Raw genomic sequence first — 12,309 nt, forward strand, 5'->3', positions numbered from 1 at the left:
GGGCGCTCCCTCCCGTGCCCCATCAGGGGCGCGGGGCTGTACCAATCTGCGGCTCCGCCGCGCGGGCGCTCCCTCCCGTGCCCCATCAGGGGCGCGGGGCTGTACCAATCTGCGGCTCCGCCGCGCGGGCGCTCCCTGCCGTGCCCCATCAGGGGCGCGGGGCTGTACCAATCTGCGGCTCCGCCGCGCGGGCGCTCCCTGCCGTGCCCCATCAGGGGCGCGGGGAACTGCGCGACCAGCCACCCACCCACCCGCACGGGAACCGTGCATGCCCCCGCGGGTTTAGGTGAAGGGGCGGGGCTGGGGACCCCTTGCCCCGGCGGGGCAGAGCCGAACGCCCCCGGCCCCGGAAAGCGAGCCCAGCCCCCTGGCCAGGACGCGCACCCGGCGCAGGAGGCTGGCCGGGGGGGGCACACCCCCGACCCCCAACCCCCGACCTAGCCGATGCGATCGACCCCCGCCGCCACCCTCCCCGACGCATACTCCGTCCCACACACAAACCGCATCACCGGCCCGAAAGACGCCGCCGCCGGCAACCCCGTGAAGAAGAGCCCCGGCACGGACGACCCGTACCCCGCATCAAGCACCGGCGCCCCCCGCGAGGTGATCAGCTCCGTACGCAGACCGTCCCCCAGGAACCCCATGGCCGCGACGTCCGTGCGGTACCCGGTGGCAGCCATCACATGGTCCGCCCCCAGCTCGGCCGACGCCCCCTCCCCGCCGAGGGTGAGAACCGGCCGCCCACCCTCCACCCGCGCCCGCACGATCCGCCGCCCGTCCGTCACCTGCACCTTCCCGGTGAACCGGTCCCGCAGCCACCACGCCCCGAGCGGCCCCAGCACCCTGCGCACCAGATAGTGCCGGGCGGGCGCGGGCAGGGACCGCACGTACGACGCGTGATACGTCAGCCCGTACAGCGACCAGGCCCGCCCGAACGGCGACTCCGGCCGCAGCCGCGGCTGCTGGTCCGGCGCGTCACCGAAGTGGACCGCCCCGCGCCGCCGCGCCACGATCCGCACCGACTTCGCCCCCGCCTCCGCCATCAGCACCGCGTTCTCCAGCGCGGACTGTCCGGCGCCGACGACCAGCACGTCCTTGTCCGCGAAGACGGACAGGTCGCGGTGCTGGGCCGCGTGCGAGATCGGGCCGGTCGCGGACGGCCCGTCCACCGCCGCCGCCATCAGCTCGCGCGGCATCCGGGCCAGCCCGGACAGCCCGCTCGCCACGACCACCGCCCGCGCCCGGAACTGCTCCCCCGAGTCCAGCTTCACCGCGAACTGCGACCCCGACCGGTCGACGGAGACGACCTTCACCTGCTCCAGTTCCGGAACCAGCCGCTCCGCGAACCACTGCCCGTACGCGGCGAAGTCCTCGACCGGCACGATGTCCCAGTCCGACTCGTACCGCCGCACCCCCGCCTCGGCGCAGAAGTCGATCAGGTCGTGCCCGGGCTGCGGCGCGTCGATGTTGGACGCGGCCGGGGTCGACTTGAGCAGCATCCCGGCGGGCATGCGGGACCGCCAGGCGACCATCGGATCGCCGAAGACCCGCACCGGAATCCCGCGGGCCTTGAGGTGGGCGGCGGTGGACAGGCCGTAGGGCCCGGCACCGATGACAACGACCGGAAGAATCACTGAAGTTCCCCTCCCCAGGGTGAAAACAGAACCGACTGCATACCCGACCCGGCGCACCGCCAAGCCCCGCTTCCGCGCCGCCCGGCAGCGCATCCGCGTCTACGCGGCACCCCCGCGCCGCCCCTCCCGCCACCCCCCGTACAGCTCGTACAGGTGCCGCGCGCCCGGCACGACCATCCGTCCCATCATCGCGAGCGCCGGAGCGGGATCGTCCGGCGCGAACCAGGCCAGCTCCGTGGAGTCCGCCCGCGCGGGCGCGTGCGGCGTCGTGTAGCCGCTGCGGCGGTACGCGAGCAGGGCGGGCAGGTCGATGTTCTCGACCAGGTAGCGGTGTCCGGCGCGCTGTTCCCCCTCCGGGACGGCGCGCCCGGTCAGGTCCAGGTGCTGTGCCCGTACGACGTCCACGCCCGCCTCGCTCTCGAAGAGCCGGAACTGGGCGCCCATCCGGGGGTTGAAGTCGAGCAGCTTGTACTGCCCGTCGCGCCGGTCGAAGCGCAGGTCGAGGTCGACGATGCCGCTGAACCCGATCCGCTTGACGAACTGCGCGGCCAGGCCCGCGAGTTCGGGGTTGTCGACCACGTACGCACACGCCGTCATGCCCGCGTGCGGCGGCCAGGAGCGCACCTTGACCCCGGTGAACAGGGCCCTCGGTTCGCTGTGCGCGTCGAAGTAGGCGTGCACGATCCAGTCCTCGGCCTCCTCGCGCGGCAGGTACTCCTGGAGGATCACGCCGGGTTCCTCGCCCCACTCCCGGGCGAGCGCGAGGAGTTGGCGGGGCCCGGCTATGCGCGTCGTGCCTCGTACGGCGGGGCGGTGGCGGCGTACGAAGGCCTCCCGGTTCTTGGCCACCACCGGGAAACGGGCCCGCTCGGCGAAGGCCACGACGTCGTCGTACGAGGCGGGGAACGCGGCCTCCGGGGTCGCCACCCCGTGCTCCGTGCACAGCTCGTGCAGGCCCTGCTTGCTGGCGAGCCGACGGGGCAACTCCGCCTCGGTGCGCGGGAGGAGGAAGGCGGGGGCCAGCGCGTCCTGGTGCTCGGCGATGAGCACGGCCGCTTCCTCGTCGGTCGGTACGAGCACGGCCGGGCGGCCGATCAGGCGGCCGACCCGCAGCAGCCCCTCGACGAGACGGCCGGGCTCCTCCGTGCCGGTGGTGGGCCAGACGTACGGCCTGCGCAGATGCCGGGAGAGGGCAGCCGGTGTCCACCGGTCCTCGGTGATCGCGTACATCGGTACGCCGAGGCGGCCGAGGCTGCGGATCGCGCCGACGCCGCCGTGATGCAGTGGATAGTTGCCGAACTTGACGATCAGAGCCGGGACGTCCCGGTCCACCGCCGGCCCCGGCACGCCGCCGCGGCGCACCGTCCTCCTGCCGCTCGCCACAAGTCCCCCCTATGGACCGCCACGGGCTTCCACGGACCTCCAGGAGCGTCCGCGGCCGGGTCCCACCACCCGGCGCACCACCCCACAGGTCCCCCTGGACCCCCGGAATCCCCGCCCGTGCCCCCCAAGGAAGCTAAGCCGGAATTCCCGCCTCCACCCTCGCCATTCAGGACATTACGAACTCTTTAGCCACTGCCGTCCCTGGCCTCCCCCACGTAACGTGTGTTCCAACGACCTGGAAAGCGAGGCAGCACCCCATGCCCGAGCAGTCCCCGCTCACGTCAGCGCTCGACGTCGCCGAAGGCGATCCCTTCGGGCCGCACAACCTTCCCTACGGCGTGTTCTCCACCGCGGACGCGCCGGAGCGCCGCCGCGTGGGTGTCCGTATCGGAAACCACGTGCTGGACGCGGGGGCCGCCGCACTCGCGCTCGGCTCCCCGTACGCCCAACTCCTCGCCCAGCCCTCGCTGAACCCGCTGCTGGCGGCGGGCCGCACCGCCTGGCGCGACGTGCGCCGCGCGCTCACCGCGTGGGTCACCAGCCCGGCGCACCGCGAGGACATAGAGCCGCTGCTGCACCCGCTGGGCGCGGTCACGCTGCACCTGCCGTACGAGGTCGCCGACTACGTCGACTTCTACGCGAGCGAGAACCACGCCACGAACGTCGGCCGGATCTTCCGCCCGGACGGCGACGCGCTGACCCCCAACTGGAAGCACCTGCCGATCGGTTACCACGGCCGGTCCGGCACCGTTGTGGTCTCCGGGACGGACGTGGTACGCCCGTCGGGCCAGCGCAAGGCCCCGGCGGACGCGGCTCCGGTCTTCGGTCCGTCCGTGAAGCTGGACATCGAGGCGGAGGTCGGCTTCGTCGTCGGCACGCCGTCGGAGCTGGGCAGGCCGGTGGCCCTCGGCGACTTCCGCGACCACGTCTTCGGCCTGTCCCTGCTCAACGACTGGTCGGCGCGGGACATCCAGGCCTGGGAGTACGTGCCGCTCGGCCCCTTCCTCGGGAAGTCCTTCGCGACGTCGGTCTCCGCGTGGGTGACTCCGCTGGAGGCCCTGGAGGAGGCGCGGGTCGCGCTGCCGCCGCGGGACGTCCCGGTCCTGCCGTACCTGGACGACTCCGACGAGGAGGAGGCCGGGGGCCTCGACCTCCGCATCTCCGTCTCCATCAACGGCACCGTCGTCTCCGAGCCCCCCTTCTCAGCCATGTACTGGTCGGCGGCGCAGATGCTGGCGCACATGACGGTCAACGGGGCGTCGCTGCGGACGGGCGATCTGTACGGGTCCGGGACCGTCAGCGGTGCGGAGACCGGCCAGCGGGGCTCGCTCCTCGAACTGACCTGGAACGGCACCGAGCCCCTCGAACTCCCCTCCGGCAAGCGGACCTTCCTGGAGGACGGCGACGAGGTCACCCTGACGGCGTGGGCCCCCGGCCCGGACGGCACGAAGGTCGGCCTCGGCGAGGTCACGGGCCGCATCACCTCAGCCCGGGTCTGAGTTCCCGTGGGGTGGGCGGGCTGTGAAGTGCGGCCCCCTGCCCCGCGCGGGTGCGTCCCGGTCCCTGTCCCGCGCGGGTGCGTCGTGGCTGGTCGCGCAGTTCCCCGCGCCCCTGAAGGGGCTGCTCCGCAGCTCCTTCATCCCCCGGCTCGTGCGGGGGCGCTGTGGTCCCTGTTCCGCGCGGGTACGTCGTGGCTGGTCGCGCAGTTCCCCGCGCCCCTGGATGGATGCCCTCCGGGCACCATCCCCCCCGGCCGGGCGGCGAAGCCGCCCCCTCCCTCCCCCAGCCCCCTTGGGCTCCGCCCCTCTTCGCCGCCGTCCCCTTGGGCGGCGGGGCCGCCCCCCCCGGGGGCGGGACGGGCGGGCAAGGGGGCGGCCCCTCCCGCTACCGGCCCCGCCCGGTAGGTCCCGCCCAGGCCCGGCACCGGTTGCGGCTCAGTCCTCCGGCGGCGGCTCCATGCCCCAGTCCGGCTCCGGCTCCGCAGCCCAGTCCCACTCCGGCTCCGCCGAGCGCGCCGGGGCCGGTTCCGCAGCCCGAGCAGGCTCCGGTGCCGGGGCCGCAGCCCGAGCAGGCACCGGAGCCGGGGCCGCCGCCGGGGCCTCCGCAGCTCCCGGAGAGCCGCCCAGCTCCGCGAGGACTCCCAGCACGCCCTCCCCGAACGTCGTCAGCTTCTTCTCACCGACCCCCCCGATCTCCCCCAGCTCCGCCAGCGACGACGGCCTCCGCACCGCGATCTCCTGCAACGTCGCGTTGTTGAAGACCACGTACGGCGGCATCCCCATCTCCTTCGCCTGCGCCGTCCGCCAGGACCGAAGCGCCTCGAAGACCGGCGCCGCATCCGCCGGAAGGTCCGCCACCGCGGCAGCCGCCTTCGCCTTGCGATCGCCCCGCTCGGCCCGCGCCACCGCCACCTTCTTCGGCTCCTTGCGCAGCCGCACCTCGCGCTCGCCGCCCAGGACCGCACCGCTGGCGTCCGTCAGGACGAGCGTGCCGTACTCGCCCTCCACCGCCAGCAGCCCCTGCGCCAGCAACTGCCGCACCACACCCCGCCATTCGGCCTCGACCAGCTCCTGGCCGATGCCGAACACCGACAGCTGGTCGTGGTCGAACTGGATGACCTTCGCCGTCTTCTTCCCGAGCAGGATGTCGACGATCTGCCCCGCCCCGAACTTCTGCCGCCGCTCCCGCTTGAGCCGCCACACCGTGGAGAGCACCTTCTGCGCGGGCACCGTCCCGTCCAGCGTCTCCGGCGGGTTGAGGCAGGTGTCGCAGTTGCCGCACTTCTCCGGCGCGCCCTCCTGCCCGAAGTACGCGAGGAGCTGGCCGCGTCGGCACTCCGCCGTCTCGCAGAGCGCCAGCATCGCGTCCAGGTGGGAGGCGGCCCGGCGGCGGAACGCCTCGTCGCCCTCGCCGCTCTGGATCATCTTCCGCTGCTGGACGACGTCCTGGAGCCCGTACGCCATCCAGGCCGTGGAGGGGGCCCCGTCGCGGCCCGCGCGGCCGGTCTCCTGGTAGTAGCCCTCCACCGACTTCGGCAGGTCCAGGTGCGCGACGAAGCGGACGTCCGGCTTGTCGATGCCCATGCCGAACGCGATGGTCGCGACGACCACCAGGCCCTCCTCGCGGAGGAAGCGCGCCTGGTTGCGGGCACGGGTGCCGCCGTCGAGGCCCGCGTGGTACGGGACCGCCTCGATGCCCTGCTGGCAGAGGAAGTCGGCCGTCGCGTCCACCGACTTCCGCGACAGGCAGTAGACGATGCCCGCGTCGCCCGCGTGCTCCTCCCGCAGGAAGGCCAGCAGCTGCTTCTTCGGGTCGACCTTCGGGACGATCCGGTACTGGATGTTCGGCCGGTCGAAGCTGGCCACGAAGTGCTTCGCGTCCGGCATGCCGAGGCGGGCGGTGATCTCCTTGTGGGTCGCCGCCGTCGCCGTCGCCGTCAGCGCGATGCGCGGTACGTCCGGCCAGCGCTCGCCCAGGACGGAAAGGGCCAGGTAGTCGGGGCGGAAGTCATGGCCCCAGGAGGCGACACAGTGCGCCTCGTCGATCGCGAAGACGGAGACCTTGCCCCGGGAGAGGAGCGACAGCGTCGCGTCCAGGCGGAGCCGTTCGGGCGCCAGGTAGAGCAGGTCCAACTCGCCCGCCAGGAACTCCGCCTCGACCGTGCGCCGCTCGTCGAAGTCCTGGGTCGAGTTCATGAACCCGGCGTTCACGCCCAGCGCCCGCAGCGCGTCCACCTGGTCCTGCATCAGGGCGATGAGGGGGGAGATCACCACGCCCGTGCCCGGCCTGACCAGGGAGGGGATCTGGTAGCAGAGGGACTTTCCGCCGCCGGTCGGCATCAGGACGACCGCGTCGCCGCCGCCCACCACCTGGTCGATGATCGCCGCCTGCTCGCCCCGGAACGCGTCGTACCCGAAGATCCGGTGCAGGGTGCGCAGAGCGTCACTCTCCGCGACCTCGGCCGTCGCCTGTGTCCCGTCCACGTCCACCATTCCGCTCGCCCCACTCATCGCGTCCATCGCACCGTTCCCCCGTTTCCGTATCGCCACCTCCCACCACGGTAGGGGTACGCACTGACAACCGGGACCAAAAGCCGCCGCCCGGCACCCCTCGAAGGGATGCCGGGCGGCGGTCACACACCGTAAAGCGGTCACCTGACGAAGACGCCCGCCTGGTTCGCCAGGTCGAGGAAGTACTGCGGGGCGACGCCGAGCACCAGCGTCACCGCCACGCCCACCCCGATCGCGGTCGTCGTCAGCACCGACGGCACGGCGACCGTGGGTCCGTCCGCCTTCGGCTCGCTGAAGAACATCAGGACGATGACCCGGATGTAGAAGAAGGCCGCAACCGCCGAGGACAGCACACCGACCACCACCAGGATGCCCGCGCCGCCCTCCGCCGCCGCCTTGAAGACCGCGAACTTGCCCGAGAACCCGGAGGTCAGCGGAATGCCCGCGAAGGCGAGGAGGAACACCGCGAAGACCGCCGCGACCAGCGGGGAGCGCCGCCCGAGGCCCGCCCACTTCGACAGGTGCGTCGCCTCGCCGCCCGCGTCGCGCACCAGCGTGACCACGGCGAACGCGCCGATCGTCACGAAGGAGTAGGCGAGCAGGTAGAAGAGGACGGACGAGATGCCGTCGGGGGTGGCCGCGATGACACCGGCGAGGATGAACCCGCCGTGCGCGATCGAGGAGTACGCCAGGAGCCGCTTGATGTCGGTCTGCGTGATCGCGACGACCGCGCCGCCCAGCATGGTGACGATGGCGACGCCCCACATCACCGGGCGCCAGTCCCAGGTGAGGCCCGGCAGTACGACGTACAGGAGGCGCAGCAGCGCGCCGAAGGCGGCGACCTTGGTGGCTGCGGCCATGAAGCCGGTGACCGGGGTCGGGGCGCCCTGGTAGACGTCCGGGGTCCACATGTGGAACGGGACCGCGCCGACCTTGAAGAGCAGGCCCATCAGCAGCAGCGCCATGCCGATTAGCAGCAGCGCGTCGTTGCCCATGGTCCCGGCGAGCGCCGGGGAGATCTGCTGGGTGGTGCCGTCGACCACGTCGGCGATCTTCGCGTACGAGACGGAGCCCGCGTAGCCGTAGATCAGGGCGATGCCGAACAGCAGGAACGCCGAGGAGAACGCACCCAGCAGGAAGTACTTCACGGCCGCCTCCTGCGACATCAGCCGCTTGCGGCGGGCGACGGCGCACAGGAGGTAGAGCGGCAGCGAGAAGACTTCCAGCGCGATGAACAGGGTCAGCAGGTCGTTGGCCGCCGGGAAGGCGAGCAGACCGGCGATCGCGAACAGGGCGAGCGGGAAGACCTCGGTGGTGGTGAAGCCCGCCTTGACGGCGGCCTTCTCGGCGTCGCTGCCGGGTACGGCCGCCGCGTCCGCCGCGAAGGAGTCGACGCGGCTGCCGTGTGCCTCCGGGTCGAGCTTGCGCTCGGCGAAGGTGAAGACGGCGACCAGCGAGGCCAGCAGAATGGTGCCCTGGAGGAACAGTGCCGGGCCGTCGACCGCGATCGCGCCCATGGCGGCGATGTGTGCCTTGGTGGTGCCGAACCCGCTGGCCGCGAGCCCGATGATCGCCGCGAACGCGGCGGCGATGGAGACCACCGCGAGGAACAGCTGGGCGTAGTAGCGGCCCTTGCGCGGGACGAACGCCTCGACCAGTACGCCGAGCACCGCAGCGCCGACGATGATCAGGATCGGTGAGAGCTGGGCGTACTCGATGGTCGGGGCCTGGAACTTCAGCCCGCCGCCGGGAGGAGTGTCCGCCGCCAGAGTCGTCCACAGGCTGTGGACGGATACGGTGCTCACTTCGCGGCCTCCACTTCAGGCTTGGGGTCCTGCTTGTTCACGTCGTGCATGGTGTGGGTGACGGCCGGATTGACGATGTCGGTCAGCGGCTTGGGGAAGACGCCCAGTCCGAGCAGCAGGGCGATCAGCGGAACGACCACCACCAGTTCCCGCGCCTTCAGGTCCTTCATCCCACTGACCTCGGCCTTCACCGGGCCGGTCATCGTGCGCTGGTAGAGCACGAGGACGTACAGCGCGGCGAGGACGATGCCGGTGGTGGCGATGATGCCGACGACCGGGTACGCGGCGAACACGCCGACCAGGACCAGGAATTCACTGACGAAGGGCGCGAGCCCCGGCAGCGAGAGCGTCGCCAGGCCGCCGATCAGGAAGGTTCCGGCGAGCACCGGGGCCACCTTCTGCACCCCGCCGTAGTCCGCGATGAGCCGCGAGCCGCGCCGGGAGATCAGGAAGCCCGCGACCAGCATCAGTGCGGCGGTCGAGATGCCGTGGTTGACCATGTAGAGCGTCGCGCCGGACTGGCCCTGGCTGGTCATCGCGAAGATGCCCAGGATGATGAAGCCGAAGTGCGAGATGGACGCGTACGCCACCAGGCGCTTGATGTCGCGCTGGCCGACCGCGAGCAGCGCGCCGTACACGATGCTGATCAGTGCGAGTACGAGGATCGCGGGCGTCGCCCACTTGCTGGCCTCCGGGAAGAGCTGGAGGCAGAAGCGCAGCATCGCGAAGGTGCCGACCTTGTCGACGATCGCGGTGATGAGGACGGCGACCGGTGCGGTGGCCTCCCCCATCGCGTTGGGCAGCCAGGTGTGCAGCGGCCACAGCGGGGCCTTCACCGCGAAGGCGAAGAAGAAGCCGAGGAAGAGGAGACGTTCGACGTTGGTCGACATCTCCGCGCCGCCGCCTGCCCGCAGTTCGGCGATCTCCGTGAGGGAGAAGGTGCCGGTGACCGTGTAGAGCCCGATCACCGCGGCCAGCATGATGAGGCCGCCGACCAGGTTGTAGAGCAGGAACTTCACCGCCGCGTACGACCGCTGGGTGGCCGCCGCCTCGTCCGTGCCGCTGTGCGCACGGTCGCCGAAGCCGCCGATGAGGAAGTACATCGGGATGAGCATGGCTTCGAAGAAGATGTAGAAGAGGAAGACGTCGGTGGCCTCGAAGGAGATGATCACCATCGCCTCGACCATCAGGATCAGCGCGAAGAAGCCCTGGGTGGGCCGCCACCGCTTGTTGTCCTTGGTCTCCAGCGGATCGGCGTCGTGCCAACCGGCGACGATCACGAAGGGGATCAGCAGCGCGGTCAGCGCGATGAGCGCGACCCCGATGCCGTCGACGCCCAGTTCGTAGTGGACGCCGAAGTCCTTGATCCAGGTGTGGGACTCGGTGAGTTGGTAGCGGTCGCCGCTGGGCTCGAACCGTACGAGCACGATCGCGGCCAGCACCAGCGTGCCGAGCGAGAACAGCAGCGCCAGCCACTTGGCGGCCGTGCGACGGGCGGCCGGCACGGCGGCGGTGAGCAGGGCACCGGCCGCCGGGAGGACCGCCGTCGCGGTGAGCAGGGGAAAGGACATCGTGATCAGACCGCCCTCATCAGCAGGGTCGCGGCGATGAGGATCGCCGTACCGCCGAACATCGAGACCGCGTACGAGCGGGCGTAGCCGTTCTGGAGCTTGCGCAGCCGGCCCGAGAGCCCGCCGACCGCTGCGGCGGTGCCGTTGACCACGCCGTCGACGCCCTTGTGGTCGAGATAGACCAGCGAGCGGGTGAGGTGCTCGCCGCCGCGGACCAGGACCACGTGGTTGAAGTCGTCCTGGAGGAGGTCGCGGCGGGCGGCCCGGGTGAGCAGCGAGCCGCGCGGGGCGACGACCGGGACGGGCTTGCGGCCGTACTGGAGGTAGGCGGCGGCCACGCCGAGCAGCAGGACCGCGATCGTCGCGCCCGTGATGACAGGCACGGAGATCGGCGGGTGCGGGTGCTCGAACGTCGTCACCGGCTCCAGCCAGTTCACGAACCGGTCGCCGATGCCGAAGAAGGCGCCGGCGAAGACCGACCCGAAGGCCAGCACGATCATGGGGATCGTCATGGACGAGGGCGACTCGTGCGGGTGCGGCTCGTTGCCGTCCGCATCCGGCTGCCAGCGCTTCTCGCCGAAGAAAGTCATCAGCATCACGCGCGTCATGTAGAACGCGGTGAGGCCTGCGCCCAGCAGGGTGGCCGCGCCCAGGATCCAGCCCTGGGTGCCGCCCGCGGCGAACGCCGCCTCGATGATCTTGTCCTTGGAGAAGAAGCCGGACAGACCGGGGAAGCCGATGAGCGCCAGGTAGCCGAGCCCGAAGGTGATGAAGGTGACCGGCATGTACTTCCGCAGGCCGCCGTACTTGCGCATGTCGACCTCGTCGTTCATGCCGTGCATGACCGAACCCGCACCGAGGAAGAGCCCGGCCTTGAAGAAGCCGTGCGTCACCAGGTGCATGATCGCGAAGGCGTAGCCGATCGGGCCGAGTCCGGCGGCGAGGATCATGTAGCCGATCTGCGACATGGTCGACCCGGCGAGGGCCTTCTTGATGTCGTCCTTGGCGCAACCGACGATCGCACCGAAGAGCAGCGTGACCGCACCGACGACGGTGACCACCAGCTGGGCGTCGGGCGCCCCGTCGAAGATGGCTCCGGAGCGGACGATCAGGTACACGCCCGCCGTCACCATGGTCGCCGCGTGGATGAGGGCCGAGACCGGGGTCGGGCCCTCCATCGCGTCGCCGAGCCAGGACTGGAGCGGCACCTGCGCCGACTTGCCGCACGCGGCGAGCAGCAGCATCAGGCCGATGGCCGTCAGCTTGCCCTCGCTCGCGCCCTCCGCCGCCCCGAGGACCGGCCCGAAGGCGAAGGTCCCGAAGGTGGTGAACATCAGCATGATCGCGATCGAGAGGCCGATGTCGCCGACGCGGTTGACCAGGAACGCCTTCTTGGCCGCCGTCGCCGCGCTGGGCTTGTGCTGCCAGAACCCGATGAGCAGGTACGAGGCGAGTCCGACGCCCTCCCAACCGAAGTACAGGAGGAGGTAGTTGTCGGCGACGACCAGCAGGAGCATCGCGGCGAGGAAGAGGTTCAGGTAGCCGAAGAAGCGCCGGCGGCGCTCGTCGTGTTCCATGTACCCGATGGAGTAGACGTGGATCAGGGTGCCCACGCCGGTGATCAGCAGGACGAAGGTCATCGACAGCTGGTCGAGCTGGAAGGCGATGTCCGCCTGGAAGGTCTCGACCGGTACCCAACTGAACAGCTTCTGGTGCAGGGCGCGGTCGTCCGCGCCCTTGCCGATCATGTCGACGAAGAGCACGGCGCCGATCACGAAGGATGCGGCGGCGAGCAGGGTGCCCAGCCAGTGGCCGATCTTGTCCAACCGGCGGCCGCCGCACAGCAGTACGGCCGCTCCGAGCAGTGGCGCCGCTACGAGCAGCGCGATCAGGTTCTCCACGATTC

The 12,309-nt window shown here is 71.3% G+C and carries 7 protein-coding genes; 1 reads left to right on the top strand and 6 read right to left on the bottom strand.

Annotated elements, in window-relative coordinates:
* Positions 1-437: 437 nt before the first annotated feature.
* Both ACIO3O_RS32415 and ACIO3O_RS32420 read right to left on the bottom strand, forming a co-directional pair.
* The gene (locus tag ACIO3O_RS32415; RefSeq protein WP_401752130.1) at positions 438-1,634 is read right to left on the bottom strand and encodes an FAD-dependent oxidoreductase; all 1,197 of its coding nucleotides are present in this window, start codon (positions 1,632-1,634) and stop codon (positions 438-440) included.
* A gap of 99 nt (positions 1,635-1,733) precedes the next feature.
* Positions 1,734-3,017: an ATP-grasp domain-containing protein gene (locus tag ACIO3O_RS32420; RefSeq protein WP_401752131.1), complete on the bottom strand. Its 1,284-nt coding sequence runs from the start codon at positions 3,015-3,017 to the stop codon at positions 1,734-1,736.
* A 257-nt stretch (positions 3,018-3,274) separates the two neighbouring features.
* Here ACIO3O_RS32420 and fahA point away from each other — a divergent pair, with 257 nt between their 5' ends.
* Positions 3,275-4,516, top strand: coding sequence for a fumarylacetoacetase (gene fahA, locus ACIO3O_RS32425; RefSeq protein WP_401752133.1), 1,242 nt, complete (start codon positions 3,275-3,277; stop codon positions 4,514-4,516).
* Between the two features lie 435 nt (positions 4,517-4,951).
* On the opposite strand, the gene recQ is transcribed toward fahA, so the two are convergent.
* The 4 genes from recQ to nuoL form a co-directional block, all read right to left on the bottom strand.
* Complete coding sequence (gene recQ, locus ACIO3O_RS32430; protein WP_401752391.1) at positions 4,952-7,009, bottom strand: DNA helicase RecQ; 2,058 nt, start codon at positions 7,007-7,009, stop codon at positions 4,952-4,954.
* 158 nt (positions 7,010-7,167) lie between these two features.
* Positions 7,168-8,832: an NADH-quinone oxidoreductase subunit NuoN gene (nuoN, locus tag ACIO3O_RS32435; protein ID WP_401752135.1), complete on the bottom strand. Its 1,665-nt coding sequence runs from the start codon at positions 8,830-8,832 to the stop codon at positions 7,168-7,170.
* Positions 8,829-10,403, bottom strand: coding sequence for an NADH-quinone oxidoreductase subunit M (locus tag ACIO3O_RS32440; RefSeq protein ID WP_401752136.1), 1,575 nt, complete (start codon positions 10,401-10,403; stop codon positions 8,829-8,831). Before ACIO3O_RS32440 ends, nuoN begins: the two co-directional genes overlap by 4 nt.
* Positions 10,404-10,408: 5 nt before the next feature.
* Positions 10,409-12,304 carry an NADH-quinone oxidoreductase subunit L gene (gene nuoL / locus ACIO3O_RS32445; RefSeq protein WP_401752138.1) on the bottom strand — a complete coding sequence of 632 codons (1,896 nt, stop codon included), beginning with the start codon at positions 12,302-12,304 and terminating at the stop codon, positions 10,409-10,411.
* Positions 12,305-12,309: the final 5 nt, after the last annotated feature.

This window comes from Streptomyces sp. NPDC087440, assembly GCF_044744005.1.
Classification (GTDB): domain Bacteria; phylum Actinomycetota; class Actinomycetes; order Streptomycetales; family Streptomycetaceae; genus Streptomyces.

Coding starts and splice junctions, on each gene's coding strand:
- recQ (WP_401752391.1), bottom strand. CDS start 7,009: ATGGTGGACGTGGACGGGACACAGGCGACGGCCGAGGTCGCGGAGAGT.
- ACIO3O_RS32440 (WP_401752136.1), bottom strand. CDS start 10,403: ATGTCCTTTCCCCTGCTCACCGCGACGGCGGTCCTCCCGGCGGCCGGT.
- fahA (WP_401752133.1), top strand. CDS start 3,275: ATGCCCGAGCAGTCCCCGCTCACGTCAGCGCTCGACGTCGCCGAAGGC.